This window comes from Marinobacterium sp. xm-d-579 (genome assembly GCF_013282935.1).
Lineage (GTDB): Bacteria > Pseudomonadota > Gammaproteobacteria > Pseudomonadales > Balneatricaceae > Marinobacterium_E.
The window spans coordinates 202,400-227,858 of the sequence record NZ_WBYP01000001.1 but is presented as its reverse complement, the minus strand read 5'-3'; the positions used below and the strand labels follow the sequence as shown (position 1 = coordinate 227,858).

General features: G+C 46.4%; 28 protein-coding genes and 1 riboswitch. Of the genes, 20 read left to right on the top strand and 8 right to left on the bottom strand.

Annotation, left to right across the window (positions count from 1 at the left end; translation table 11 throughout):
- Positions 1–124 precede the first annotated feature (124 nt).
- From XMD579_RS01195 to hisD, 9 genes are all read left to right on the top strand, one after another.
- A complete protein-coding gene (locus XMD579_RS01195; RefSeq protein WP_173505673.1) occupies positions 125–937 on the top strand; it encodes an ATP-binding cassette domain-containing protein in 813 nt (270 codons plus the stop codon).
- Positions 934–1,716: a lipid asymmetry maintenance ABC transporter permease subunit MlaE gene (gene mlaE / locus XMD579_RS01190; protein WP_173505672.1), complete on the top strand. Its 783-nt coding sequence runs from the start codon at positions 934–936 to the stop codon at positions 1,714–1,716. Before XMD579_RS01195 ends, mlaE begins: the two co-directional genes overlap by 4 nt.
- Complete coding sequence (gene mlaD / locus XMD579_RS01185) at positions 1,716–2,174, top strand: outer membrane lipid asymmetry maintenance protein MlaD (RefSeq protein ID WP_173488570.1); 459 nt, start codon at positions 1,716–1,718, stop codon at positions 2,172–2,174. Before mlaE ends, mlaD begins: the two co-directional genes overlap by 1 nt.
- 1 nt (position 2,175) lies before the next feature.
- The gene (locus XMD579_RS01180; protein ID WP_173505671.1) at positions 2,176–2,796 is read left to right on the top strand and encodes a phospholipid-binding protein MlaC; all 621 of its coding nucleotides are present in this window, start codon (positions 2,176–2,178) and stop codon (positions 2,794–2,796) included.
- Positions 2,796–3,041: a lipid asymmetry maintenance protein MlaB gene (locus tag XMD579_RS01175; RefSeq protein WP_173480525.1), complete on the top strand. Its 246-nt coding sequence runs from the start codon at positions 2,796–2,798 to the stop codon at positions 3,039–3,041. The genes XMD579_RS01180 and XMD579_RS01175 overlap by 1 nt, the downstream gene beginning before the upstream one ends.
- Positions 3,042–3,147: 106 nt before the next feature.
- Positions 3,148–3,387 carry a BolA family protein gene (locus tag XMD579_RS01170; protein ID WP_173480526.1) on the top strand — a complete coding sequence of 80 codons (240 nt, stop codon included), beginning with the start codon at positions 3,148–3,150 and terminating at the stop codon, positions 3,385–3,387.
- A gap of 21 nt (positions 3,388–3,408) precedes the next feature.
- Positions 3,409–4,671: a UDP-N-acetylglucosamine 1-carboxyvinyltransferase gene (murA, locus tag XMD579_RS01165; protein WP_173483311.1), complete on the top strand. Its 1,263-nt coding sequence runs from the start codon at positions 3,409–3,411 to the stop codon at positions 4,669–4,671.
- Between the two features lie 14 nt (positions 4,672–4,685).
- The gene (gene hisG / locus XMD579_RS01160) at positions 4,686–5,330 is read left to right on the top strand and encodes an ATP phosphoribosyltransferase (protein WP_173480528.1); all 645 of its coding nucleotides are present in this window, start codon (positions 4,686–4,688) and stop codon (positions 5,328–5,330) included.
- Between the two features lies 1 nt (position 5,331).
- Complete coding sequence (gene hisD, locus XMD579_RS01155) at positions 5,332–6,642, top strand: histidinol dehydrogenase (RefSeq protein ID WP_173480529.1); 1,311 nt, start codon at positions 5,332–5,334, stop codon at positions 6,640–6,642.
- Positions 6,643–6,662: 20 nt separating this feature from the next.
- Here hisD and XMD579_RS01150 read toward each other — a convergent pair whose 3' ends face one another.
- Positions 6,663–7,751: a S1C family serine protease gene (locus XMD579_RS01150; protein ID WP_173483309.1), complete on the bottom strand. Its 1,089-nt coding sequence runs from the start codon at positions 7,749–7,751 to the stop codon at positions 6,663–6,665.
- Positions 7,752–7,846: 95 nt separating this feature from the next.
- Here XMD579_RS01150 and XMD579_RS01145 point away from each other — a divergent pair, with 95 nt between their 5' ends.
- Complete coding sequence (locus XMD579_RS01145; protein WP_173480531.1) at positions 7,847–8,608, top strand: Nif3-like dinuclear metal center hexameric protein; 762 nt, start codon at positions 7,847–7,849, stop codon at positions 8,606–8,608.
- Between the two features lie 34 nt (positions 8,609–8,642).
- On the opposite strand, the gene XMD579_RS01140 is transcribed toward XMD579_RS01145, so the two are convergent.
- The gene (locus XMD579_RS01140) at positions 8,643–9,143 is read right to left on the bottom strand and encodes a ZapG family protein (RefSeq protein WP_173480532.1); all 501 of its coding nucleotides are present in this window, start codon (positions 9,141–9,143) and stop codon (positions 8,643–8,645) included.
- Between the two features lie 124 nt (positions 9,144–9,267).
- Between XMD579_RS01140 and XMD579_RS01135 the strand changes: the two genes are divergently transcribed.
- On the top strand, positions 9,268–10,065 hold the full coding sequence (locus XMD579_RS01135) for a helical backbone metal receptor (RefSeq protein WP_173480533.1): 798 nt from the start codon (positions 9,268–9,270) through the stop codon (positions 10,063–10,065).
- Positions 10,066–10,068: 3 nt separating this feature from the next.
- Here the strand turns inward: XMD579_RS01135 and XMD579_RS01130 are convergent, their stop codons facing one another.
- The 4 genes from XMD579_RS01130 to XMD579_RS01115 form a co-directional block, all read right to left on the bottom strand.
- On the bottom strand, positions 10,069–10,419 hold the full coding sequence (locus tag XMD579_RS01130) for a hypothetical protein (protein WP_173483927.1): 351 nt from the start codon (positions 10,417–10,419) through the stop codon (positions 10,069–10,071).
- Positions 10,420–10,437: 18 nt separating this feature from the next.
- Positions 10,438–11,001, bottom strand: coding sequence for a cob(I)yrinic acid a,c-diamide adenosyltransferase (locus XMD579_RS01125; protein ID WP_173505670.1), 564 nt, complete (start codon positions 10,999–11,001; stop codon positions 10,438–10,440).
- An 8-nt stretch (positions 11,002–11,009) separates the two neighbouring features.
- Positions 11,010–12,782 carry a TonB-dependent siderophore receptor gene (locus XMD579_RS01120; RefSeq protein ID WP_173505669.1) on the bottom strand — a complete coding sequence of 591 codons (1,773 nt, stop codon included), beginning with the start codon at positions 12,780–12,782 and terminating at the stop codon, positions 11,010–11,012.
- 31 nt (positions 12,783–12,813) lie between these two features.
- Positions 12,814–12,994, bottom strand: a riboswitch (cobalamin riboswitch).
- A gap of 70 nt (positions 12,995–13,064) precedes the next feature.
- Positions 13,065–13,964: a ketopantoate reductase family protein gene (locus tag XMD579_RS01115; RefSeq protein WP_173505668.1), complete on the bottom strand. Its 900-nt coding sequence runs from the start codon at positions 13,962–13,964 to the stop codon at positions 13,065–13,067.
- A gap of 67 nt (positions 13,965–14,031) precedes the next feature.
- Between XMD579_RS01115 and XMD579_RS01110 the strand changes: the two genes are divergently transcribed.
- The gene (locus XMD579_RS01110; RefSeq protein WP_173495222.1) at positions 14,032–14,514 is read left to right on the top strand and encodes a YajQ family cyclic di-GMP-binding protein; all 483 of its coding nucleotides are present in this window, start codon (positions 14,032–14,034) and stop codon (positions 14,512–14,514) included.
- Positions 14,515–14,580: 66 nt separating this feature from the next.
- On the opposite strand, the gene XMD579_RS01105 is transcribed toward XMD579_RS01110, so the two are convergent.
- A complete protein-coding gene (locus XMD579_RS01105; protein ID WP_173480539.1) occupies positions 14,581–15,987 on the bottom strand; it encodes an MFS transporter in 1,407 nt (468 codons plus the stop codon).
- A gap of 111 nt (positions 15,988–16,098) precedes the next feature.
- Positions 16,099–16,860, bottom strand: a complete 762-nt coding sequence (locus tag XMD579_RS01100) for an SDR family oxidoreductase (protein WP_173483302.1) — start codon at positions 16,858–16,860, stop codon at positions 16,099–16,101.
- Positions 16,861–17,301: 441 nt separating this feature from the next.
- On the opposite strand from XMD579_RS01100, the gene XMD579_RS01095 reads away from it, so the two are divergent.
- The 8 genes from XMD579_RS01095 (at position 17,302) to XMD579_RS01060 (ending at position 25,395) form a co-directional block, all read left to right on the top strand.
- A complete protein-coding gene (locus XMD579_RS01095) occupies positions 17,302–17,805 on the top strand; it encodes an FxsA family protein (protein WP_173480541.1) in 504 nt (167 codons plus the stop codon).
- Between the two features lie 220 nt (positions 17,806–18,025).
- Complete coding sequence (locus XMD579_RS01090) at positions 18,026–18,319, top strand: co-chaperone GroES (protein ID WP_173480542.1); 294 nt, start codon at positions 18,026–18,028, stop codon at positions 18,317–18,319.
- A gap of 47 nt (positions 18,320–18,366) precedes the next feature.
- Positions 18,367–20,007 (top strand): chaperonin GroEL, encoded by a 1,641-nt coding sequence (groL, locus tag XMD579_RS01085; RefSeq protein ID WP_173480543.1) that lies wholly within the window; start codon positions 18,367–18,369, stop codon positions 20,005–20,007.
- A 282-nt stretch (positions 20,008–20,289) separates the two neighbouring features.
- Positions 20,290–21,639 carry a substrate-binding protein gene (locus tag XMD579_RS01080; RefSeq protein ID WP_173480544.1) on the top strand — a complete coding sequence of 450 codons (1,350 nt, stop codon included), beginning with the start codon at positions 20,290–20,292 and terminating at the stop codon, positions 21,637–21,639.
- A gap of 89 nt (positions 21,640–21,728) precedes the next feature.
- Positions 21,729–22,745 (top strand): branched-chain amino acid ABC transporter permease, encoded by a 1,017-nt coding sequence (locus XMD579_RS01075; protein WP_173480545.1) that lies wholly within the window; start codon positions 21,729–21,731, stop codon positions 22,743–22,745.
- Between the two features lies 1 nt (position 22,746).
- Positions 22,747–23,862 (top strand): branched-chain amino acid ABC transporter permease, encoded by a 1,116-nt coding sequence (locus XMD579_RS01070; RefSeq protein WP_173480546.1) that lies wholly within the window; start codon positions 22,747–22,749, stop codon positions 23,860–23,862.
- A 22-nt stretch (positions 23,863–23,884) separates the two neighbouring features.
- Positions 23,885–24,640, top strand: a complete 756-nt coding sequence (locus tag XMD579_RS01065; protein WP_173480547.1) for an ABC transporter ATP-binding protein — start codon at positions 23,885–23,887, stop codon at positions 24,638–24,640.
- Positions 24,637–25,395 carry an ABC transporter ATP-binding protein gene (locus tag XMD579_RS01060; protein ID WP_173480548.1) on the top strand — a complete coding sequence of 253 codons (759 nt, stop codon included), beginning with the start codon at positions 24,637–24,639 and terminating at the stop codon, positions 25,393–25,395. The genes XMD579_RS01065 and XMD579_RS01060 overlap by 4 nt, the downstream gene beginning before the upstream one ends.
- The last annotated feature ends 64 nt before the right edge of the window (positions 25,396–25,459 follow it).

Sequence of the window (25,459 nt, the reverse complement as noted above, 5' to 3'; positions counted from 1 at the left end):
TTATAAGTGACTGTCCGGTAAAGAGTCTCGATATTTTTCTCTTAATCTAAAGGTCTGCTTGATAAGCTCTGTTTTTAGACTAGAATTCCACCAACATTTTCTATTTCTTCATCGATAGGCACTGATGGCTCAATTAAATGACACACATATCGAAGTGAGTAATCTCAGCTTTTGGCGTGGTGAACGAAAGATTTTTGATGATCTCTCGTTAACCATTCCTCGCGGCAAGATCACAGCGATCATGGGGCCCTCAGGAACGGGAAAAACGACCCTTCTTAAATTGATTGGGGGACAGCTTAGGCCTGATCAGGGCTCAATTAGAGTCGACGGTGATAATGTTCACGCTCTTTCTCGTCGCCGTCTCTTCGAGTTAAGGGCAAAAATGGGGATGCTGTTTCAAAGCGGTGCTCTATTTACGGATATGACAGTAGCTGAAAATGTCGCCTTTCCTTTGAGAGTTCATACAGATTTGCCTGAAAGCGTTATTCGAGATCTGGTTTTGATGAAGTTGAACGCAGTCGGCTTGCGAGGTGCCAGTGAATTGAAGCCAGCTGAGTTATCAGGCGGTATGGCCAGACGAGCTGCATTGGCAAGGGCAATAGCCCTTGATCCGGATTTCTTGATGTATGACGAGCCCTTTGCAGGACAGGATCCTATTGCCATGGGCGTTCTAATCAATTTGATTTCTCGTTTGAACAGGGCGCTTGGTCATACATCGGTCATTGTTTCGCATGATATCCAAGAGACCTTGAGTATTGCAGACTACGTCTATCTTATCTCTGACGGGAAGGTGCTGGCACAAGGAGCACCTGATCAACTCAATGGTTCTGAAGATCCTCGCGTTGAACAGTTCATGAAAGGTCGACCAGATGGCCCTGTTCCTTTCCATTACCCGGCGCCCTCTTTTAAAGATCAGTTGTTTGGTGACTCACAATGATTCAGTTCCTACAACATTTGGGTACTAAAACTCTTAATCGCGTGGCTGCAGTAGGTCGTGCAGGGCAGTTATTGAGTCAATCTCTGATTGCCAAGCCGGCACCTATGATGATGTTCCCGCTGTTGGTTCGCCAGCTCTATTTCATTGGTGTGCTATCGCTGGTCATTATCATCGTATCGGGCCTATTTATCGGAATGGTACTCGGTTTGCAGGGCTACACTATTCTGGTTGATTATGGTTCAGAACAGGCTGTTGGTCAGATGGTGGCGCTGTCGCTGGTTCGTGAGTTGGCCCCTGTGGTTACTGCACTGCTATTTGCTGGACGAGCGGGTTCCGCGGTCACAGCTGAGATTGGTTTGATGAAGGCGACCGAGCAGTTAGCCAGTTACGAGATGATCGGTGTCGATCCCATGCGACGCATTATTGCGCCGCGTCTCTGGGCTGGCTTTATCAGTATGCCGTTACTATCGATGATCTTTGCGATCGTAGGTATCTGGGGTGGATCTTTAGTTGCTGTTGACTGGCTAGGTATTTTTTCTGGAAGTTTCTGGGCCAACATGCAGGCTTCAGTCAGCTTCTCTGAAGATGTTTTAAATGGTGTAATCAAATCGTTGGTATTTGGTTTTGTAGTGATCTGGATAGCTGTTTTTCAGGGTAATGATTGTGTGCCAACGTCAGAAGGCATTTCGCAGGCGACCACCCGAACAGTTGTCTACTCTTCGCTGGCTATATTAGGGTTGGACTTTCTTCTAACCGCAATGATGTTTGGAGATTTTTAATGCGTATTCGTGCCCTCGAAATCAGTGTTGGCGCACTTATCCTCGCCGGTATGTTGGCTCTTGTCGCTCTGGCAATAAATGTCAGCGGTTTAAACCTCTCTCAGAAGGGGACTGGCTACACCGTCTATGCTCGCTTTGACAATATTGGGGGTCTAACTGAGCGTGCAAAAGTCTCCATGAGCGGTGTTCAAATTGGTCAGGTTTCAGCTATTCGCATTGATCCTAAGCGCCTGATGGCCGAAGTGGAGATGCAGATCTTTGATGATGTTGACTACCTTAGCATTGATAGCTCAGCGCAAATTCTAACGGCAGGTCTTTTAGGGGAGAAGTACATCGGTATTACCCCTGGGTTTGAAGATGATCTGTTGGAAAATGGTATGACGATTGAGGATACGCAGTCAGCATTAGTGCTTGAAGAGATTGTAGGTAAGTTTCTGTTTAATAAGGTGAGTGAGTAACATGTTAGGTCGTTTTATTTTTCTGACCGCGCTTTGGTTGGGGGTGTTATCTCCTGCGCAGGCTAATTGGGACTCTGCCAGTCAGGTCATGGAGACAGCGACTGCGGATATGCTCGCCTTGGTTAATGATGAGCGCCTTCGACAGCCAGAGAATATTGATGAGTTGATGAGCGAGATCGATAAGCTGGTCGGTGAGTCGGTTGATTTTGAGTACATTGCGAAATCGATCATGGGTAAATATTACCGCCGCGCGAGTGACAGAGAGGTCGCTGATTTTTCGGTCGTTGTGAAAAGCACTCTGCTTAGGACTTATGCCAAAGCAGTCGTTGGATTCAACTTCAAAGAGTTTGAAATCATCCCTCCAGTTGAGCAGAGCCCAGATCCCGACAAACAGATTGTCAACGTGAATGTCTCTGCGGAAGATGGAACGGTTTACTCGCTTCTTTACTATATGGTTTACAAAGATGACCGTTGGTTATTGGTCAATGTGGTTGTCGATGGTATTAATCTGAGAATCACCTTCCGTAATCAATTTGCTGGCTTGATGGAGCAGCATGGAAAAATTGCTAAAGTGATCGAGCAGTGGTCCGAAGCGATGTCTGATAAAGTGTCAGGTGCCTAATGGATCCGGTGTTTAAGATTCAAGGTGAGTTGACTCGTAACACCTACAACCAAGTTGTTGAACAGGTTTGCTCTGCTATTGCTGCAGGAGCAAGCGCGATCGATCTATCTAATGTAACGAAAGTCGATAGTTGTGCGGTCGCCTTGTGGGTAGAGATCAAACGAAATAACGCCAATATTGAGTGGGCCAATCTTCCAACTCAGATGGAGACCATTGCGGACCTAGTGGGCGTTGATATTCAATAATCTGTAGTGTTCGTTTTGAATGCATTTATAGGGCCTTGATAGATGATATCAGGGCCCTTTTTCGTTATTATACGCGGCTAAATTTAAGGATTATCTGGAGATTACTATGCACGCTGATGAAGTGAAGCAACTGGTTGAGAGTCAGCTTGAGGGTTGTACGGTCCATACGGCGGGCGAAGGCTGTGATTTTCAGGTAACGGTTGTTGGTGAAATGTTCTCCGGAATGAGTCCGGTTAAGAAGCAGCAAGCGGTATACGCTTGTTTGACTGATCAAATTGCATCAGGTGCTATCCATGCTGTTTCCATTAAAACGTTTACTCCAGATCAGTGGGAGTCACAGCAGTAATTAATCTGCTTAGGTAATCAGATGGATAAATTAATCATTGAAGGTGGCGCTCGTTTAGACGGCGAAGTGTGGATCTCTGGTGCAAAGAACTCTGCGCTACCGATTCTTGCTGCAACCTTAGTCGCCAGTGAGCCGGTCACTATATGCAATCTGCCGCATTTGCATGACATCACCACCATGCTTGAGCTGCTGCGTCGTATGGGCGTTGAGCTTACCGTGGGTGAGAAGATGAGTGTTGAGCTTGATCCCACTACGATCACCGAATTCACAGCACCTTATGAGTTGGTGAAAACTATGCGTGCTTCAATTCTCGTATTGGGCCCTCTGTTAGCGCGACATGGTCGTGCACAGGTTTCCCTGCCTGGTGGTTGTGCCATTGGTAGTCGTCCGGTCGATCTTCACCTGCGTGGATTGGAAGCGATGGGGGCTCAGATTGAAGTCATGGATGGCTACATTGATGCTCGTGTTGATGGCCGCTTAAAAGGGGCTACGGTCTTTTTTGATACTGTGACGGTAACCGGTACTGAAAACATCCTATCAGCTGCAGTTTTAGCTGAAGGTGAAACGATCATTGAAAACGCGGCACGTGAACCCGAAGTGGTCGATCTAGCCAACTGCCTTATCGCTATGGGCGCTAAAATTTCAGGTGCTGGTACAGATACGATTCGTGTTCAGGGTGTAGAGACTCTTAAAGGGTGTACTCACTCAGTTATGCCGGATCGCATTGAGACCGGTACTTACCTAGTCGCTGGCGCTATCACTTCTGGTCGAGTGCGTACCCGTAATACTCGCGGTGATATTCTTGAAGCGGTTTTGAAAAAGCTTGAAGAGGCTGGTGCCAAGATTACACAAGGTGATGACTGGATCGAGCTGGATATGGAGGGCCGCCGTCCGAAAGCGGTCAGTGTTACTACAGCTCCATACCCGGCGTTTCCGACCGATATGCAAGCTCAATTTGCAGCGCTTAACAGCATTGCTGATGGTGTGGGTCGCATCAAAGAGACTGTCTTTGAAAACCGCTTTATGCACATTCAAGAGATGATTCGTCTTGGAATGAAAGTAGTTATTGATGGTAATACCGCCACGATTGAAGGGGTCGAAAAACTTAAAGCGGCACCGGTTATGGCGACAGATCTACGAGCATCAGCAAGTCTTGTACTTACAGGGTTAGTTGCAGAAGGCGAGACTCCAGTGGAGCGCATCTACCACATTGACCGTGGATACGAGTGTATCGAAGAGAAGATGCAGTCCTTAGGCGCTAAAATTCGCCGTGTTCCTGCTTAATAATTGGATTAGTGATGAAAGAGCAATTAACCATAGCGTTGTCTAAAGGTCGAATTCTTGAAGAGACCCTACCGCTTTTTGCTGCAGCGGGCATAGAGCCGACTGAAGATATTTTTAAAAGCCGAAAGCTCATCTTTGATACTAATCACGAGAACATCAAGCTAGTAGTGATTCGTGCGACTGATGTTCCAACCTACGTTGAGTATGGTGGTGCTGACATGGGTGTTGCCGGGAAAGATGTTTTAATGGAGCACGGCGGGGCCGGACTCTACGAACCCTTAGATTTAGAGATCTCTACCTGCCAACTTCGCGTAGCAGGAATGAAAGATGCTGAAGCGGTTGAAGGTCGCATGCGTGTCGCTACCAAGTTCGTCAACGTGACTCGTGAATACTTTGCTCGTCAAGGACGTCAGGTCGACATTATTAAGTTATACGGCGCGATGGAGTTGGCACCTATCATGGGTTTGGCCGATCGAATCGTAGATATTGTCGATACCGGTAACACATTACGTGCCAATGGCTTAGAAGCGATGGATCACATTGCTGATATCAGCTCTCGTCTCGTAGTAGGGCAGCCCTCTATGAAGATGAAGTACGATCTGATTCAACCAATTCTTGATCAACTAACACAAGCGGTTATTGATAAACGTGGAAAGTAATATGACTTCTCAAGTTAAACGTCTAAAAAGTTCACAAGCCGATTTCGATCAGCAACTTGATGCGATGTTGGCTTGGGAGAGTGTCTCAGATAAAGCCGTCAATGAGCGTGTTGATGACATCATTGCGCAGGTTCGAGCTATGGGTGATGAGGCGGTAGTTGAGTTAACCAATCGTTTTGATCGCACGTCTGTATCTGAGATCTCTCAGTTAGAGATGTCAAAAGCTCGTTTGCAGCAGGCACTTGAGGCTATTTCGCCAGAACAGCGTAATGCACTTGAAGTGGCTGCTGATCGTGTGCGTTCATACCACGAACGACAGCTCTCTCACTCTTGGCAGTACGAAGAGGCTGACGGCACGTTGTTAGGCCAGAAAGTAACCCCTATGGATCGCGTAGGTATCTACGTTCCTGGTGGTAAGGCGGCATACCCCTCTTCAGTTTTGATGAACGCAATGCCTGCGAAAGTAGCCGGTGTTGAAGAGATTATCATGGTTGTGCCGACACCGGATGGTGTTATCAATGAGATGGTTTTAGCCGCCGCAGCGATTGCTGGCGTCGATCGTGTCTTTACAATCGGTGGCGCACAAGCCGTTGCTGCTCTCGCTTATGGAACACAGACAGTGCCTCGAGTCGATAAAATAGTTGGTCCAGGTAACATCTATGTTGCTACAGCTAAGCGTGCGGTCTTTGGTGCTGTTGGTATCGATATGATTGCAGGACCTTCGGAAATTCTTGTGATTTGCGATGGCAAAACGGACCCAGATTGGGTTGCGATGGATCTCTTCTCTCAAGCGGAGCATGATGAAGACGCTCAGCCTATTTTGATCGCAACCGATGCCGCTTACATTGATCGTGTTGAACAGAGTATTGCCAAATTACTGCCTACTCTTGAGCGTGAGCAGATTATTTCAGCATCTTTAGCAGATCGTGCTCTATTGATTGAAGTTGCTGATTTGGATGAAGCGGCTGCACTCTCTAATAGAATTGCGCCAGAGCACCTTGAACTCTCTGTTGAAGACCCTGTCGCCTTGACTGAGAAGATTAAGCACGCTGGTGCCATCTTTATGGGTCGCTATACGGCAGAGGCTCTAGGTGATTATTGTGCGGGTCCGAACCACGTTCTGCCTACTTCAGGTACTGCGCGATTCAGTTCACCATTGGGAGTCTACGATTTCCAGAAACGCTCTTCACTGATCATGTTCTCTGCTGAGGGTGCATCAGAGATGGGCAAGGTTGCTTCTGTTCTAGCGCGAGGAGAGGGGCTAACAGCTCACGCTCGCTCTGCTGAGTACCGAATTAAGGACAACACTTAACTTAGTCTCCAAGCTGATGGTTATCGGCTTGGAGGTCTCTCACTGGTTGTCACCTCAAGTACCAACTCTTTGTTGTCCCTAAAGATCTTCATCTCTGTTACATCACCCGGTTTAACGCGAGCAATCTGATTCATTGATGCGACTCCGGAACCTTTAACGGGTTCACCGTTGATCGCTAATAAAACGTCACCCGGTTGTAGGCCTGCCAGCTCCGCAGGACTATTGCGATAGATGCCGGTTAACAACAAACCTTTGATGTCTCGTCTCAGACCAGAGGCCTCCGCCTCATTTGGAAGCATCGGACGAGCTTCCACGCCTACCCAGCCGCGAATGACTCGGCCATAACGGACTAGATTGGATAGAACATCTATGACTTGTTCAGTTGGAATGGCAAAGCCAATGCCCTGTGAGCCACCTGACTTTGAAAAAATGGCAGTATTGATGCCAACCAGATCGCCGGTGGCCGTGATCAGTGCACCACCGGAGTTGCCTGGATTAATAGCAGCATCGGTCTGAATAAAGTCCTCGTAGGTATTCAGCCCTAAACTGTGTCTGTCCATGCCAGAGATAATTCCTTGGGTAACGGTTTGCCCAACACCGAAAGGGTTCCCGATGGCCAGCACAACATCACCGATCGCTACACTGCTGGTTGGAAGCAGTGTTATGCCGGGTAGATTCTCCAGGTTTACTTTTAACAGTGCCAAATCTGATTCTGGATCGGTGCCGACAATGGAAGCCACTGCCTCACGTCCATCAATTAACGAAACGATGATCTGTTCAGCAGCAGCTACAACGTGGTTATTGGTCATGACGAAACCATCTTTGCTGATAATAACGCCAGAACCTAAACTTTGAGGGAGTGAAATCTGGTTGTTCTCATTTGTTTCTAAAGAGCGACCATAGATACTGACAACTGATGGCGCTGCCTTCTTCACGGCTTCAGAGTAGCTTGTAATCAATTGCGGCCCAGCTTGATCTGCGGGTGTGTTGATCAGCTTAATTTCGGTACTGTTAGAACCGCTGAGCTGTGGGAAGAATTGAACGATCAATACTGCCGCTAGAATGCCAGCCAGTGTTGGCCAAACCAAGGTGTTCAGATACTTGCCCATGTTAAATTGCTCTTACCAGCTTGTAATGATTACTGATTATAAGGCGATAGCGGGGTAAGATGTAACTTGAACACTATTTTTCTAAGAGGTATTCGGTGTCTGTCGCGTTGAAAGATCTTGTCAGTTACTGCAACGACTATTTATCCGTTGATCGGTTTAAAGACTACTGCCCCAATGGATTGCAAGTTGAGGGTAAGAGAAATGTCTCGAAAATTGTCAGTGGTGTTACAGCAAGCCAAGCGTTGATTGATGCGGCAATTGAAGCCGGTGCTGATCTTCTGTTGGTTCACCATGGTTACTTTTGGAAAGGGGAGTCCGAGCCATTAACCGGTATCAAAGGCAATCGCATTCGTACCCTGATGAAAAACGATATCAGCCTATTGGCTTATCATCTGCCTCTGGATGCGCATCCTGTAGTGGGAAACAATGCTCAGTTGGCTGAGATCATCGGCATGCAGATAGAAGATGGCATGGATCAGGGTAACCCGTTCAGCGTGGGAAATGTCGGGTCAATATCACAACCGATGAGTGCTCAAGCGTTTTCAGATTTAGTCTCCACAAAGCTGAGCCGTCAGGCTGAATTGGTGCTGGGTGACGATCGTTCTGTGCAACGCATTGCCTGGTGCACCGGATCGGCAGAACGCATGATAGAGCGTGCTGATCAGCTTGGGGCTGACCTTTTCATTAGTGGTGAGATCTCTGAGCCAGTGGTTCATTATGCCAGAGAAGCGGGTATTCACTACCTGTCAGCTGGACATCACGCGACGGAGCGTTACGGTGCAAAAGCGCTGGGAGAGCATTTGTCGAATGCTTTTGGTATCGAACATCAATTTATCGATATCGATAACCCCGCCTGATGTTGACTGGCTAATTAGCAATAAAAAAGAGCGCTTAGGCGCTCTTTTCGTCTCGGTTGTAAACCTTGGCGGGGTCCGCTGGGTTCTCAACAATTTCAGAGTGAAGTCCAAAGCTATCTGACAGTGTGCCAGGTTCATCTTCTCTCTTCGGAGCATAGTCTAGTGGCATTGATAGAGTCGGTGGCTCTGCTTGAGTGCTAGAAGCTGTAGACTTGTCTTCCAGTTGGCTGCCTGCACTGCTTTTTAGACTAGCAACCAGTTTTTCATCACGAACCAGTGTTTCAGCACTTTCGGCTAAATGCTGGTGCACTTTTTGGTATTGGTTGGTTAAGCCGTTCACAAGTTCAGCCGTCTTGCTGAAATGTTGGTTAACTTCATCACGGTAGCGCTCTAAATCAAGCTGAGCCTTCTCAAGATCGTTCGCAAGTTGTACTTCGCGTGAACCGTTACTGCCACTGCGGCCAAACAAGAAACCCAATAAAGTACCGATAATAAGCGCAGCGATTGCAATAACCCAAACAGTATTCTGATCCACGTTAACTCCTTTGTGTGACTCGAACTCTATCCGATAAGAATAAATGAAAGTCGCGCTAAAGCCCATGCTAAACTTGAGGCTTAATTCAATTATTGCTCAGTAATAAGTATTAATGAGGCTAGTTTTGCTGCTGCGCTTTCTGATTATTCTACTCATTCCTGCTTCGGCTCTAGCAGACCTTCGGTTGGTGGTGTTGTCGCCGGACCTTACTGAAAATATTTATGCACTGGGAAAAGGGGGTTGGGTTGTTGGTAGGGTATCTGCCGCGGATTACCCTAAAGAGATTTTAGATGTTCAAGTGATAGGGGACTACCAATCGCTCGATGCCGAAGCGATTGTGAAGTTAGATCCCGATTATGTATTGGCTTGGCAGGGGGGTAACCCCGAACGGCAGTTAACTTACCTTGAATCTCTGGGTCTTAATTTGATCAGGATTAAAGGCGATACTCTCACTGAGATACCTGCTCAGTTAACGGAGTTGGGTAGATTGCTCAATGCAGAGGCAGAGGCGAGTAATTTGATTGCCGAGTTTAATCGCCGCTTGGCCAGCAGCGCCGTCAAGGTAAAAGAGCCTAAGAGAGTTTTTTACCAACTATGGTCAGATCCGATGCTCACGCTTAACGCCCAATCGGTTGTTTCAGAAGCTGTGGATCATTGCGGTGGAGTCAATGTATTCAAAGATCGGCCTGAAATGGCACCGCAAGTCAGTATTGAATCGGTCATCGGTATGAATCCAGAGCTGATTTTAGCATCCGATGGTCTTCCCGATGCTTGGCAAGAGGCTTGGCAGCAGTGGCCATTTCTTGATGCGGTTAGGCACCAGAATCTCTATAAAATCAATTCTGATTATCTACATCGTTTGACGATGAGAACTTTGGATGGAGTGGATGAGGTCTGTGAAATTTTGAGTCGCTTGGATTAACCACTACTCTGTTGCTTCATCTTTAGGTTTGTCGATCATTCCATCGATAAACGATTTGGTGTTTTCCCAAGCCTTTTTACCCAGATCTTTAGCTTGATCAGCCGTAAATCCTTCAATAAAGGATTTTGACTCTTCTAGTGCTTCTTCACCAAACTCTTTCGCTTTACCCGCCCCGATTTTAGCCGAACAGAGAGTTCTTTCAGCAACACAACGTGAGATGCAGCCCGCTTTCTCTGCATCATTGGTAATGAAGCGAAGTTTACAGGATGCTTCGCACACATCTTGATCAAACGCACAGTCTGCAAAACTGGTTGTGCTGAAGGTAAGAAGCGTAAGAAAAGCCAGAAGGCGCATGGTTGGGTTCTCGATAGATTAATTTTTAGGTGAACGTTGTTGCCAGAGTATCTCTTCTTGTCCATCGCGTCGAGCTAGGACTCTGCCTAGTACAAACAGCAGATCCGACAGGCGGTTTATATAGGCTATTGCTTGCGGATTGACGCTACTCTTCTGTGCGAGCTCTACCAAGCCGCGTTCAGCTCGTCGGCAGACCGCTCTGGCAAGGTGAGTATGGGCCGCGTCGGGTGTTCCACCTGGAAGAATGAAATTCTCTAGTGATGGTAGCGTGTCGTTGTAGTGATCCAGCACCTCTTCAAGCCAATTAACCATCTCGAGTGAAATAACCACATAGCTGTCATCAGCAATAGCAATCTCACCGCCAAGGTCGAAAAGATCGTTTTGAATTCTGCGAAAGATTGGCGATAGATCATCAGCTTCTGAGAGGTGTGAATCGACCACACCAATCAGACTATTTAACTCATCAACAGTACCCATCGCTTCAACACGCGGATGTGTCTTATGCACTTCTGCACCAGTGGCGAGGCGGGTAGTCCCTTTATCGCCAGTGCGTGTATAGATTTTGGTAAGTCGATTAGCCATTTTAACCTTTAAAAGCTGTAAGTTAACGTTGCTTCAAAGTATCTGCCGCGACCATTGTAATCATAAGCAACCTGATAATCTTCATCTAAAACATTATCTACTTTCAATGCAACTTTCATTGAGTCGTTGTAGCTTTTAGTCAAACTCAAATTGATGGTTGTTGAGGCTGGCAAATGGCCGTTACTACCGTATGTCTTTAACCGATTTATCCAATTTAGTGATGAATTAATACTTAAATCACTAGCTATATCTTGGTTGTAGGATAAAACGAAATTATCCATTGGACGTTCAAGAAGCTGGTTGCCGTTCGCATCTTTTGATTGAGTGAATGAGTAAGATGCCGATAAATCAGCTGATGCCCATTTCTGTTTAAGCGAAACCTCAGCTCCTTCACTTGTCGCTCTTGCAATGTTTTGTCTCGATTGAATTAAATTTTTGAAATTGTTTTTAAAAAATACGACTTCAGAAGTTATAGATCTTTTGATTAAATTCCTTAAGCCTATTTCGATTGATTTCACTTCTTCAGGCTTCAAATTTGGGTTACCCCAACTTGGGTCAAGGTCTGAAAAAGTTGGAGCTGAGAAGGCTGTTTTCATTGAGCCGAAAATAGATGCCATTTCATTTAAATTATAATTAAATCCTGTCGACCAAGTGTTATTGGTTCCCCATTGATCGTGATTTTCATGGCGAACGGTACCTTCAATAACCAAGTCTTCAATCGTGTGCTCAGCACCCAAATAGAAACCTTTGGTTATGTAATCACCGCTACCGTAGGTGCTACTTCCATACTCTCTTCTTAAATCAACTCCCCCATGAAGGCTGGTTGTTTTAGAGAGTCCATAAATTGCGGAGGTGTTCCACTCATTTGTATCAATGAGAGTCTTGCGAGCATCAGCAGGTTTATTCAACCGCTCGTTCTCCGTTCTACTTAACTTTGAATCAACAGAAAATTGGCTCGTTGTATGTTTGAGTCCAAGACTTAAATATTTAGTTGTATATTCAGTCTCATTATTACTCCAAGAGTAGGAATCGGTGTAGTCATACTGATTTGTTCCCTTCCAAAAACCAGTATCTAAATTGACCGTTGTTGCATTGCTTAATGATTTAGAAAGATAAACATCAATATTCTGTTTTTTGTAACCATCGCCATCGTTATCACCGCGAATGATAGATGTGTGGGTGTCGAAGCCTCCGGTCTTTTCATTGGCTATAACCATTTTGCTTTCAAAACTGTCGTCGCCACGTTTGAACTCGATTTTCTCTTTTAAAGTGTTTTGAGAGCCCGCAGTTATGCTTACTTTGTTGCTGTTAGTTTCTGCACCAAAATCTTTAGTAAATATCTGGATGACACCGCCAATTGCATCCGCACCGTATTTGCTCGACAACCCACCACGCACTACCTCGATTCGTTCAATTGAATCTAGAGGTATATTTTCTAGTTCGGCACGGCCATCATTTGTCGATGTAAGTCTTCTGCCATCCATAAGAACAATGCTGTGGTTTGATGATGTTCCACGCAAATAAACTTTAGCTTGCGAACCATTCCCACCAAATCGCTGGATATACACTCCAGCCATTGATTCTAGTGCTTCACTCAAAGAGGAGAATTGTCCGCTTTCAAGTTCCTCACTGGTTAAAATAGATATCGCTTGAGGTGTGGTCGCAATAGAAGAAGTTATTCTTTTTGCGGTCACTGTAACTTTTAACGGGTCAACTGTTTCAGCAGCCGCAAAAGAGGAGACAGTCGACGCTGCCAGTAATAGGGTCGTAAATAATTTCATGATCTCTCTCGATGCGCCCACCGCGCATGGTTGGATGGAATTGAGAGTGGGCCGGTATCCGGGCTTGGAGGTCTCTATCTCAACGCCTTCCCAGCTGTCGCCAGTGGCATGATGTTGAAATAACCGTCCTTACCGTTGCGGGGGCAGCGTCAGTTTTTCACTGAACTTCCCGTTTAACCCTATTAAAGGGCACCTACTCCGATGAGTGACGCGCATTGTAGCAGTGCGACTTGGTAAGGCAACTTGAATCGATTCAAGCGATGTTGAATGGCATTCACTCTGTTAGCGTTCGGTAAGCGTTAGGCTTTGGATGGTATTAAACATCTCTTGGTTATAGGGAACATCGACGGCGTACTTTTTAGCGAGATCCACAATGGCCCCGTTAATATGCTCAACTTCAGTGCGTCGACCCTTTGCGACATCCTGCAACATGGATGATCGGTTTTTAGAGGTTAATTCGGTAACGCTTCTAACTTCATCAATGAGAGGGGTTTGACGATCAACCCCCATCTTGATCTCAAGCCGCTCAATTTCCTCTGCCAGGTTGGTTGTCACTGTTGCCCGCTTCTCAGTCGAAAATATTTCGCCGTTAGTGCATTGATGGATAGCAGTGACAGGATTTATACAGCAGTTTATCGCGACTTTTCGCCATAAGATGGTATCGATATTATCGATCCAGTCGGCTCCAAAAAGCGGTGATACTTTACTATCTACCTTTTTATTAAGGCTTCCGATTAGCGTAGTGCCATCTGCCGCATGAACCGTATGGAAAGGTGCCCGATTAAATGCACCATCGGTCGTACTCGCAAAGAGAATGTTGTGATCTGTAAAGGTCTCTTGAATCGTCTGTTGTACGCCGTAGCCATTGATCATAACGACGATGGTGGCATCACTCGCTAACTGATTTTGAACCGCGTTCATGGCATTAAGTGCATCAAACGCTTTAGTAGTGATTAGTAGATGTGTAATGGTGTCAGAAAGATTTTCTGCGCAGGTCGCTTTGCATTGAACCACTCTCAACTCTTTATTAGGGCTCTCAACACGAAGTGATTGTCCATTGTGAATGAATGCGTCGACCTGTTCAGAAGAACGGAGTACTAATGTTATCGCTTCGCCTTGTCGATGTAATCGATCAGCCCAAAGGCTGCCAATCGCACCTGCACCAATAATATGCCAAGTCACACGTACCACTCCTAATGAAAAAAGGTATTATATCGACCATTCATTCGTTTTAAGAGAGGAGAGGGCGATGCCATCGTTCGATATTGTTTCTGAAGTAGATTCTCATGAAGTGGCTAATGCGGTCGATCAAGCGAATCGTGAGATCTCAACACGTTTTGATTTTAAAGGCGTGGATGCCAGTTTTGAGCTAGACGGTGAATCGGTTAAAGCGGTTGCTGAAGCGGACTTTCAATTAAAGCAGATGATCGATGTGCTTCGAGCAAAGTTGGTTAATCGCAAGATCGATCCAAACTGCATGGACATTCAAAAAGCTGAGCAGAATGGTAAACAGGCTCGCCAGACGATTATTCTTAAGCAAGGTCTAGATCAGGCGGCGAATAAGAAGCTAGGTAAGTTGATCAAAGACTCAAAGCTGAAAGTTCAGACTCAAGTGCAAGGCGAACAGCTGCGTGTCACCGGTAAGAAACGTGATGACCTTCAAGCGGTGATGGCGCTGTTGCGTGAGTCAGATTTTGAACTGCCTTTGCAGTACAAAAACTTCCGCGACTAGAGTTCACCCTCAATAAAAAAGCGACGTCTGAAAAGAGGTCGCTTTTTTGTTTCAGAAGAGCAGTGATCAGCTTTGCTCACGTTGATTCTGTTCTAGAGTCTTAGCTTGAGCTACCTCCAGTTTGTCGCGCAGCATCCACAGCATGACCAGTGATGGAATGACCATCAAGAAGGTGATGATAAAGAACAGTGACCAGTTACCATCAAGGCCATCTACCATGGTGCCACTGAAGCTCGCCAGCGTTGTACGACCGAGGTTACCCAACGACGCGAGTAGGGCGTATTGAGTGGCACTGAACGCTCGTCCTGTCAGTGCTGTTAGGAAGGCTACAAAGGCAACTGTTGAGAAGGCGGTAGTAAAGTTATCGACGATAATAGTTGCTGCAAACAGCCACTCTACTGGCCCAACTTCTGCTATCAGTGCGAACATTAAGTTAGATGCACCCATTGCGATACCACCAATCATAAGCCCTTTAAGCACACCAAAGCGAACGTTGATGGCACTGCCGATGAGTGTGAACACTACCGTCGCGATCCAGCCTAGCATCTTGGTGTATTCACCAATCTGCTCGTTTGTAAAGCCAACCTCTTTATAGAAGACCACTGACATCCGGCCCAAGAAAGCCTCGCCAATCTTAAACATAAAGATAAAGGCGATTAGTGTGATGGCTACCGACAGACCGTTTCGGCGAATAAAATCGGCAAAGGGTTCAATGACCGTAACTGCGAACCAGCTGGCGAAGCGACCTAAACCAAAGCGGTTTTGGTAGTTCTCTTCCAGTTTGCTCTGAAGGTTGGAGCGGCGATCGACTGGCTCACCCACTAACAGAGTAAATACCATTAATAGGCCCATGATCACTGCCATAACACCGTAGACACCATTCCAGCCCATTGAGTCGGCATTAACGAAGGCTAGGTAGCCTGGAAGCGAGTAGCCAGTCCACCAGCCGACAACAGCCATAGCTGAAGCGGGCGGCATCTTCGTGGTTTCATTGATATCAAACTGGTCGATACGGAAAGCGTCAACTGCAATGTCTTGGGTGGCCGATGCAATGGCGATCATCAATGCGATCAGTGAGATGTAGAGCATACCCGGCACTTTGCCAGACTCTGTGGTTGGTTCTCCCATCGCGGAATAGGCACTGCTTGGGTCTGCCTGAGTGATCAGCAGAATCATAAACAGCATGATGCCCTGACATAAAAATATCCAAGAGCGGCGTTGTCCTAAACGGCTTAAAACCGGCAGGCGAACACGATCGACCAAAGGGGCCCATAAAAAGTTAAATGCATAGACGGCAAAGATCGAACCGAAGAAACCGATGGCGGTTCGAGATAGGCCCTCATCTTTGAGCCAACCGCTCATGTTGGAGCCGATTAGAACCCAGGGGAAGCCGGAGCTACACCCCATCAAGAAGACCCAAAGTAGGCGCTTATCTTTATAAACTCGAAGGGTATCGATCCAGTTTGTTAACATTTTTTATAGCATCCTTAAAACTTAAAGTTGATGCTATCAATTCGTGTATGAACGGTAAATGAAGCAATAAAAAAGCCGGCAGAAGCCAGCTTTTTTAGAGAGCGATTCGAATTAGATTCGAAGACCGCCATCAACCTCGAAACAACGACCTGATACATAGTCGTTTTCAAGGATGAAAGAGACTGTGTGAGCGATCTCTTCAGGTTTACCAAGACGTTTAGCCGGGATGCCCGCAGCGATTTTCTCGCGTGCTTCCTCTTTCATCGCCATAACCATCTCAGTACCGATGTAGCCTGGTGCAATCGATGCTGCACGGATACCGTAGCGAGCAAGTTCTTTCGCCCAAGTAACGGCCATCGCTTCAACACCTGCCTTAGTAGCGGTGTAGTTGGTCTGACCCATGTTGCCACTGCGCGAGATAGAAGAGATGTTGATAATGCAGCCCTCTTGCTTGTTTTTGATCATTTGTGCCGCAGCTTCACGGGCACAAAGGAAAGTACCAGTAAGGTTTACATCCATTACTAGGTTCCACTGATCCATGCTCATTTTCGAGACGATTTCGCCATCTTTTACTTTGATGAATAGACCGTCACGTGTGATGCCAGCATTGTTAACAAGACCGTTTAAGCCACCCATATCAGCAACCACCGATTCGAATAGAGCTTCAACTTCAGCCTCTTTAGAGACATTACATACGTAAGTGCGGCCATCGCTGCCAGCAGCTTTTACTTGATTGAGAGTCTCATCAAGGTCTTCTTGGTTAAGGTCTACCAGTGCAAGACGTGCACCTTTGTTTGCTAGCTCAAGTGCCATTGCACGGCCAAGACCACGACCACCACCAGTGATCACTACTACTTTATCTTTTAGATCCATTTCCGGACTCCTACCAACAATCTAATATTTTCAGCGCTTAAGGCTGATTGCTGCCTGTTTTTATTTTGCGTTGCAGCTAGTGCACTGCACAAACTAAGCCTTCTGCAGTGCAAAATCCATAGCTTTTGTGGAGTTTTTTAAAAATTGAAAAGAATTGTTTGCAGAGGTTCGGGTCAAACCCTTTTTTGTGCATTTAAGTAATTGAATTTATTGTTTATTCAAGTTGGTTATACCCGCCATCTAAGGTATTAGACATAGGTAAAAGATCACTGCACAAAAGTGATATTGCGCTGCAAAAGCCCAGTTGTAGTCCGGTTGTGGCTCGAATGTAGCCCATATGTAAATAGTTGCCTGAATGTAAATTTAAGTTAAACCACCTGTTGTTCTCTTTAGATTTCTTTTAAGCCTTGATAGCCTTTGTTAAAACAGAGCGAGAACAGCATGCCAATACTCTTTATTATCTTTGTCGTAATCCCCGTTATTGAAATCACTATCCTTATAAAGGTCGGTCAAGCGATTGGTGGCTGGTATACCGTGGGCCTGGTTCTGCTGTCAGCTTTTATCGGGGTAAATATGTTGCGTTATCAGGGTGTGACGACCCTGTTAAAAGCTCGCAGTCGTATTGAGAGTGGAGAGATTCCGCTATCAGAAATGAGAGATGGGATATTGATAGCGATAGGCGGAGCCCTTTTGGTTACTCCTGGGTTTGTGACCGATGTAATTGGTTTCTCCTGCCTGTTGCCATTCACTCGTGGCCTGTTTTTTAATCTTTTCGGACAACGCATAAGTGATGCGTTTACTAAGAGTGGTGGGCAAGCACACTTTTACTCATCGACCCAGAACTCCCAAGAACCCTTCTCTCAAAATAGAAGTGACATCATTGATGGTGATTTTGTTGAGGTGAATGACCCAACAAGTAATAACGACGACAAACGGTTGCACTAATTTACACCGGGTTGTCCATTAATAAGTCCTGCACTTTCTGCTTGTGGCCTGCTAAGACCTAAGTTGAAAATTTAAATTTTTTTCAACTTGGGTGTTGAAATCTTTTCCCCCCTCCCCAATTAAATATTTCACCTAAGAATTGTCGGTGAATTATTGGTTCACTGGCTTTAAACAAAAAAACCAACATCGTATTGGATCCTAGATTCAGGAGAAGAACCAGATGAAAATTCGTCCACTTCATGACCGTGTAGTAGTTCGTCGTAGCGAAGAAGAAGCTACTTCGGCTGGCGGTATCGTATTGCCAGGTGCAGCTGCAGAGAAACCAAACCAAGGTGAGGTTGTCGCAGTAGGCGCTGGTCGTGTCACTAATGATGGCCAGGTTGTTGAGCTGTCTGTCAAAGTCGGTGACAAAGTGATCTTTGGTCAGTACGCGGGCACTAACACTATCAAAGTAGATGGTGAAGAGCTGCTGATCATGCAAGAGAGCGAAATTTACGGCGTACTAGAAGCCTAATTCGTTTTACTGGTAAAGAATTGAATAAATTTAAAGGATTCTAAGAAATGTCTGCTAAAGAAGTACTCTTTGGAAATGATGCTCGTCAGGGCATGCTTGCTGGCGTAAACGTTCTAGCAAATGCGGTTAAAACAACTCTAGGCCCTAAAGGTCGTAACGTTGTACTAGAAAAATCATTTGGTGCACCAACAGTGACTAAAGATGGTGTCTCAGTCGCTAAAGAGATCGAACTTAAAGATAAGTTCGAAAACATGGGCGCACAGATGGTTAAAGAAGTAGCCTCTAAAGCTAACGACGTTGCTGGTGACGGTACTACGACTGCAACTGTTCTAGCTCAAGCGATTGTTAATGAAGGTCTTAAGTCTGTTGCAGCGGGAATGAACCCAATGGATCTTAAGCGTGGTATCGATAAAGCGGCTGCTGCTGTAGTTGCTCAGCTTGCTGAAATGGCTGTGCCATGTGCTGATTCTAAAGCGATTGCTCAGGTTGGTACTATCTCTGCAAACTCTGACGCTGAAGTGGGTAACATCATTGCAGAAGCGATGGAGCGTGTAAGCCAAGATGGTGTCATCACTGTTGAAGAAGGTTCTGGTTTCGAAAACGAACTAGATGTTGTTGAAGGTATGCAGTTCGATCGCGGTTACCTATCTCCTTACTTCGTAACTAACCAAGACTCTATGGTTGCTGAACTAGAAGATCCATTCATTCTTCTAGTTGATAAGAAGATCTCTAACATCCGTGAGCTGCTTCCAGCACTTGAAGGTGTTGCTAAGTCATCACGTCCACTGCTTATCGTAGCGGAAGACGTTGAAGGTGAAGCGCTAGCGACTCTTGTAGTGAATACTATGCGCGGCATCGTGAAAGTGTGTGCTGTTAAAGCGCCTGGTTTTGGTGATCGTCGTAAAGCAATGCTAGAAGATATCGCTATTCTTACTGGTGGTCAGGTGATCTCTGAAGAGGTGGGTCTGAGCCTAGATGCAGTTGAACTTGAGCAGCTTGGTCAAGCTAAGCGCGTAGAGATTAGCAAAGAGAATACTACCATTGTTGACGGTGCTGGCGCTAAAGCAAACATCGACGCTCGTGTTCAAGCGATCCGTGTACAGATGGAAGATACTACATCTGAATACGACAAAGAGAAGATGCAAGAGCGTGTTGCTAAGCTAGCAGGCGGTGTTGCAGTGATCAAAGTGGGTGCTGCGACTGAAGTTGAGATGAAAGAGAAGAAAGCTCGTGTAGACGATGCACTTCACGCAACTCGTGCAGCCGTTGAAGAGGGTATCGTTCCTGGCGGTGGTGTTGCTCTGATTCGCTCACTTCAGGCTGTCGAGAGCCTAGAGGGTGACAACCATGATCAGACGATCGGTATTCAGCTAGCACTACGTGCAATGGAAGCACCACTTCGTCAAATCGTAGCAAACGCAGGTGGTGAGCCATCAGTGGTTGTCAACGAAGTTCGTAACGGTAAAGGTAACTACGGTTACAACGCGGGTACAGAAGTCTACGGCGATATGCTTGAGATGGGTATCATCGACCCTGTTAAGGTAACTCGTTCGTCACTTCAGGCGGCAGCGTCAATTGCGGGTCTAATGATTACGACTGAAGCGATGGTTGCTGAGATCCCAGAAGATAAGCCAGCTATGGGTGCACCTGATATGGGTGGCATGGGTGGTATGGGCGGCATGATGTAATCATCCCCCCCAAATGTGAAGCCCCGAGCGGTCAGCCGCTCGGGGTTTTTTTATGTCTATAATTCAGTAGTTGAAGAGGTTCTTTATACCGCTAAGTTTTTGTATTTACTTTAATATTTTTACTTTGGTTATAGGTTGGTATGAGATTTCATATCTTGAAAGAGTTTTCCTAGTACATTGGTCTAAATCAACCTTTAGTAGGGTAGTCACTCAGTGTTGACTCTAGTAGTTTGCAGTTTCCGATTGTAATAAAAACAAACCCAACAACGGAGTTACAAAGTAATGACTGATAAGACTCAAGGCGTTTCACGCCGTACGGTACTTAAAGGCACTGCAGCTTCTGCAGCGGCTATCGCAGTACCAAGCTTCTACATCCCAACTGCTTCTGCTGCAGGTTCGTTCCGTAACGACCCTAAGGCTTCTGGTAAGTGTGTCCTAGGTTTTAACGTACCTCAATCAGGCGCTTACGCAGATGAGGGTGCAGACGAACTACGCGCATTCAAACTTGCTGTTAAACACCTTAACGGCGAAGGCGATGGCGGCATGATGCAAACCATGAAACCAATGAACCTTAAAGGTAACGGTATTCTTGGTATGAAAGTTGAGTACGTAACTGGTGATACTCAGACTAAGTCTGACGCAGCACGTGCATCGGCTAAACGTATGATCGAGAAAGATGGCGTTATCATGTTCTCTGGTGGTTCATCTTCAGGTGTAGCTATCGCAGTTCAGGCTCTAGCTGAAGAGATGGGTACCATCTTCATGGCAGGTCTAACACACTCAAACGATACAACTGGTAAAGACCGTCGTCGTCACGGTTTCCGCCACATGTTCAACTGTCACCAATCAGCACTAGCGCTACGTCCAGTACTTAAAAACGAGTACGGTACAGATCGTCAGGTTTACCACCTAACAGCTGACTATACTTGGGGCTGGTCTCAGCAGGACTCTATCGAGAAGGGTATGGCTGCTGAAGCAAACTGGAACACAGTTGCTAACGTTAAAACACCAGTAGGTGCAGGTGACTTCTCTCAGTACATCACACCAATCCTAAACTCTGGTGCAGATACTCTTATCCTTAACCACTACGGCGGTGACATGGTTAACTCTTTGACTCAGGCGATTCAGTTCGGCCTGAAAGATAAGCAAGTTAACGGTAAGGACTTCCAGATCATCGTTCCTCTATTCTCTCGTCTAATGGCGAAAGGTGCGGGCGACAACATGAAGGGCATCCTAGGTTCTACAAACTGGAACTGGAAGCTAACTGACGAAGGTTCTAAAGCATTTGTTAAGTCTTTCGGTCAGGAATACGGTTTCCCACCATCACAGGCTGCTCACACTTGTTACGTACAGACTATGCTTTACGCAGATGCTGTTGAGCGTGCTGGTACTTTCGATCCACAAGCAGTTATCGCTGCTCTTGAAGATCACGAGTTCGATGGCATGGGTAACGGTGCTTCTCTATACCGTAAAGCGGACCACCAGGTAATGAAGAATGGCCTAGTGGTACGCGGTAACATGAACCCAACATCTGACTTCGACCGTCTTGAAGTATTGGATGTGGTTTCACGTGAGAAGCTTACTTACGATCCAAACGAAGGCCCATTCGCCGGCGGCGCTCAGTGGTCTTAATCCAAGTGTAATTTTAATTACACCTTGGCACGCGAAGGGGTCCAAGGGACCCCTTCGTTTTTTATTAGCTTTTTTGGAGATTCATAGCTGTGGATGCAATAATCCTCCAGATCTTGAACGGTCTAGATAAGGGTGGTGCTTATGCACTGATTGCCCTAGGTCTAACGTTGATTTTCGGTACCTTAGGTGTCGTGAACTTTGCTCACGGTGCTCTTTTCATGTTGGGTGCTTTCGTCGCAGTTTCAGTTCGCGAAGTACTTACTATTTCAACAAAAGTTAAAGATGAGTCGGTTACTTTCTTTGAAGCATTCAAAGAGATCCCATACCTAGAGCTCTGGCTCGGTGATACGGGTAGAGCCATTATCGACTGGTCTGTTCCAATATCGATTTTAATCGCTATACCTATCATGCTTGTGATTGGCTTGGTGATGGAGCGTGGTCTAATTCGCCACTTCTACCGTCGCGCACATGCTGATCAGATCCTTGTAACTTTCGGTCTTGCGATCGTTATTCAAGAGATCATCAAAGCTATCTACGGTGCAAACCCGATTCCACAGCCAGCACCAGAAATGTTTGAGGGTACAGCGAACATCGGCGCACTCTTGGGCTTAGGTGACAATATCGTCTACCCGAAATGGCGTCTTGTTTATTTAGGCTTTGCTGCGATTGTCATCGCTGCAGTGTTTGCCTTCTTGCAGTTTACAACCTTTGGTATGGTGGTTCGTGCCGGTATGGCGGATCGTCAAACGGTTCAGTTGTTGGGTATCAACATCACCAAACGTTTCAGTATCGTCTTCGGTCTAGCTGCGGTCGTCGCAGGTTTGGCAGGTTTGATGTACACACCAATACTCTCTCCTAACTACCACATGGGTATGGACTTCCTAGTTCTGTCATTCGTGGTTGTAGTAGTGGGTGGTATGGGTTCACTACCGGGTGCGGTAGCGGCAGGTTTCCTACTCGGTATCCTCCAATCGTTCGCATCGATGAACGAAATCAAACAAATCATCCCAGGTATCGACCAGGTAATTATCTACCTAGTTGCAATGATCGTACTGCTCGTTCGTCCACGTGGTCTAATGGGTCGCAAGGGTGTAATGGAGGACTAAGATGCATATTGATAAATTTACACCTAAATCAGACATGATGATGCTGCTGGGCTTTGCAGCAGCCGTCCTGCTAATGCCACTTTGGCTTCAGCCATTCGGTGCAGCCTACCCAGACTTAATGCAGCGTTTCGCTATCTTCGGTCTGTTCGCAATTGGCTTTAACATTCTATTCGGTCAGACAGGTTACCTGTCGTTTGGTCACGCAGCGTTTATCGGTGTGGGGTCTTACACAACGGTTTGGATCTTCAAGCTGTTTACACTGAACATCCTTCCAGCGATGGTTGCCGGTGTTGTGGTGTCAGGTATCTTCGCCCTAGTTATTGGTTTCATCTGTCTTCGTCGTACAGGTATCTACTTCTCGATCCTGACACTGGCTTTAGCTCAGATGAGTTACAACCTTGCTTACTCTGTACTCACACCTATCACCATGGGTGAGACAGGTCTGCAGGTTGAAGCGGCTGACCCACGTGCTTGGGATGCGCCTCTAGCTGAAGGTGCGGTACCTCGTACCAACCTATTCGGCATTGAGATGACAGACTTTGGTGGCCTAGCAGGCTTCTACATCTGTGCAGCATTCTTGATTGTTGGTTTTTATGTCGCTCTACGTATCACTCGTTCACCTTTCGGTTCGATGCTACGTGGCCTTAAAACTAACCAAAACCGTATGTCATACACAGGTTTGAACACTCGCCCATATGCACTGGCAGCGTTTGTAATATCAGGTATGTATGCGGGTCTTGCTGGTAGCTTAATGGCAGCGATGGACCCTCTAGCGGGTGCGGAGCGTATGCAGTGGACTGCATCAGGTGAGGTTGTTCTTATGACAATCCTTGGTGGTGTCGGCACATTGGTTGGCCCGTTCCTTGGTGCGGTAGCTATCAAGTACTTCGAGAACATCTTCTCTGCTATCGATGGTGCAGTTCTGACTAGTGCTCTAGATTTCCTACCAGACTTCTTGGTTTCTGGCCTTGTTCCAGTACTGTCTCTGTTCGTAGGTAAAGGTTGGCACCTAACGCTAGGTCTAATCTTCATGCTGGTCGTTATCTTCCTGCCTGGTGGCATCATGGAAGGTTACCGTCGAATCAAAGCTCGCTTCTCGAAGCAGGGCGAAGAGTAACTCAAGCTAACAGGATATTTATATGTCAGTACTAGAAATCTCTGGCGTAAACAAAACATTCGGTGGCTTGAGAGCACTGGATGACGTCAACTTAAAAATTGAAGAGAAAACCGTTCATGCGGTCATCGGTCCGAACGGTGCCGGTAAATCAACACTGCTTAACGCAGTTATCGGTAAGTTGATCCCAGATAACGGCACGATTTCGTTCTCTGGTAACAGCATGATCGGCCTTAAGCCACATAAGATTAACCAGTTGGGTATTTCACGCGTGTTCCAAACTCCTGAGATCTTTGCCGATCTTACGATTATGGAAAACATGATGATCCCTCTGTTGGCTCACCGTGATGGCGAATTCAAGCTTAATGCTTGGAAACGTTCTGATCAGGATGCTGATCTGCAAGAGAAAGCAGCAAAATACCTTGAGTATGTGAACATGCTGGGTAAATCTGATGCTCACGCAGGCAGCATGAGCCGTGGTGATAAGCGCCGTCTTGAGTTGGCAATGTGTCTCTCTCAAGAGCCAAAGCTACTACTTCTTGATGAACCTACTGCGGGTATGGCGCGTGCCGATACCAACAACACTATCGATCTACTGAAGAAGATCAAAGCGGACGGTATGACCATGGTTATCATCGAGCACGACATGCACGTTGTATTCTCTCTTGCTGATAAAGTGAGTGTCATGGCAGCCGGTCACGTGATCGTTGAAGGTTCTCCAGACGAAATTAAAGTGAACCCTAAAGTTCGTGAAGCATACTTGGGAGGAGCGGAAGTATGACCAATACAGTGGCAACTGAAGCCGTCAGAACTCAAAACTTGGGTACACCGGTTACCTACTGTTCTATCCACGATATTCATGGCTACTACGGTGAGTCTTACATTGTTCAGGGTGTTAGTTTCAACATCCATGAGGGTGAGATTCTTGCTCTACTTGGCCGTAACGGTGCCGGTAAAACATCAACGTTGCGTACCATCGCACGTTGTGATGACCCAGTATTAAAAAGCGGTGAGATCTGGTTGGATCACCAAAATATTCACGACATGACAGCGTATGAAGCGTCACAAGCGGGTATTGCACTGGTTCCTGAAGATCGCTGTATCATTCCTGGTTTGACGGTAGAAGAGAACCTGCAGCTGGCTCAAATTGCGCCTCCTAAAGGTTGGAATATCGAACGCATCTACGAGCTATTCCCTCGTCTGGGCGAGCGTCGTAACCAAGAGGGCGTCACTCTGTCAGGTGGTGAGCAGCAGATGCTTGCGATCGGTCGCGCGCTCTGTCGAGACATCAAAGTTCTTCTTCTTGATGAACCTTATGAAGGTCTGGCTCCTGTTATCGTTCAAGAGATTGAGCGTACTCTACGTGAGATCAAAGAGCTGGGTATTACTACCGTGATTGTCGAGCAGAATGCAATTGCTGCACTGAAGCTTGCTGATCGCGCAGTAATCCTTGATACCGGTAACGTTGTATTCGACGGAACCGCTCAAGAAGTTCTTGATAACGAAGCGCTTCGTAACGAGTACCTAGCGATTTAATCGCGCTCTTATCAGTACTCCACCTGTGCCCAGCTTTGCTGGGCACTCTTTTTTGGGGGGGATA

What these genes read in the sequence shown, in the direction of transcription:
- XMD579_RS01195 (WP_173505673.1), top strand. Translation starts at nt 125, where the DNA reads ATGGCTCAATTAAATGACACACATATCGAAGTGAGTAATCTCAGCTTT.
- mlaE (WP_173505672.1), top strand. Translation starts at nt 934, where the DNA reads ATGATTCAGTTCCTACAACATTTGGGTACTAAAACTCTTAATCGCGTG.
- mlaD (WP_173488570.1), top strand. Translation starts at nt 1,716, where the DNA reads ATGCGTATTCGTGCCCTCGAAATCAGTGTTGGCGCACTTATCCTCGCC.
- XMD579_RS01180 (WP_173505671.1), top strand. Translation starts at nt 2,176, where the DNA reads ATGTTAGGTCGTTTTATTTTTCTGACCGCGCTTTGGTTGGGGGTGTTA.
- XMD579_RS01175 (WP_173480525.1), top strand. Translation starts at nt 2,796, where the DNA reads ATGGATCCGGTGTTTAAGATTCAAGGTGAGTTGACTCGTAACACCTAC.
- XMD579_RS01170 (WP_173480526.1), top strand. Translation starts at nt 3,148, where the DNA reads ATGCACGCTGATGAAGTGAAGCAACTGGTTGAGAGTCAGCTTGAGGGT.
- murA (WP_173483311.1), top strand. Translation starts at nt 3,409, where the DNA reads ATGGATAAATTAATCATTGAAGGTGGCGCTCGTTTAGACGGCGAAGTG.
- hisG (WP_173480528.1), top strand. Translation starts at nt 4,686, where the DNA reads ATGAAAGAGCAATTAACCATAGCGTTGTCTAAAGGTCGAATTCTTGAA.
- hisD (WP_173480529.1), top strand. Translation starts at nt 5,332, where the DNA reads ATGACTTCTCAAGTTAAACGTCTAAAAAGTTCACAAGCCGATTTCGAT.
- XMD579_RS01150 (WP_173483309.1), bottom strand. Translation starts at nt 7,751, where the DNA reads ATGGGCAAGTATCTGAACACCTTGGTTTGGCCAACACTGGCTGGCATT.
- XMD579_RS01130 (WP_173483927.1), bottom strand. Translation starts at nt 10,419, where the DNA reads ATGCGCCTTCTGGCTTTTCTTACGCTTCTTACCTTCAGCACAACCAGT.
- XMD579_RS01125 (WP_173505670.1), bottom strand. Translation starts at nt 11,001, where the DNA reads ATGGCTAATCGACTTACCAAAATCTATACACGCACTGGCGATAAAGGG.
- XMD579_RS01120 (WP_173505669.1), bottom strand. Translation starts at nt 12,782, where the DNA reads ATGAAATTATTTACGACCCTATTACTGGCAGCGTCGACTGTCTCCTCT.
- XMD579_RS01110 (WP_173495222.1), top strand. Translation starts at nt 14,032, where the DNA reads ATGCCATCGTTCGATATTGTTTCTGAAGTAGATTCTCATGAAGTGGCT.
- XMD579_RS01105 (WP_173480539.1), bottom strand. Translation starts at nt 15,987, where the DNA reads ATGTTAACAAACTGGATCGATACCCTTCGAGTTTATAAAGATAAGCGC.
- XMD579_RS01100 (WP_173483302.1), bottom strand. Translation starts at nt 16,860, where the DNA reads ATGGATCTAAAAGATAAAGTAGTAGTGATCACTGGTGGTGGTCGTGGT.
- XMD579_RS01095 (WP_173480541.1), top strand. Translation starts at nt 17,302, where the DNA reads ATGCCAATACTCTTTATTATCTTTGTCGTAATCCCCGTTATTGAAATC.
- XMD579_RS01090 (WP_173480542.1), top strand. Translation starts at nt 18,026, where the DNA reads ATGAAAATTCGTCCACTTCATGACCGTGTAGTAGTTCGTCGTAGCGAA.
- groL (WP_173480543.1), top strand. Translation starts at nt 18,367, where the DNA reads ATGTCTGCTAAAGAAGTACTCTTTGGAAATGATGCTCGTCAGGGCATG.
- XMD579_RS01080 (WP_173480544.1), top strand. Translation starts at nt 20,290, where the DNA reads ATGACTGATAAGACTCAAGGCGTTTCACGCCGTACGGTACTTAAAGGC.
- XMD579_RS01070 (WP_173480546.1), top strand. Translation starts at nt 22,747, where the DNA reads ATGCATATTGATAAATTTACACCTAAATCAGACATGATGATGCTGCTG.
- XMD579_RS01065 (WP_173480547.1), top strand. Translation starts at nt 23,885, where the DNA reads ATGTCAGTACTAGAAATCTCTGGCGTAAACAAAACATTCGGTGGCTTG.
- XMD579_RS01060 (WP_173480548.1), top strand. Translation starts at nt 24,637, where the DNA reads ATGACCAATACAGTGGCAACTGAAGCCGTCAGAACTCAAAACTTGGGT.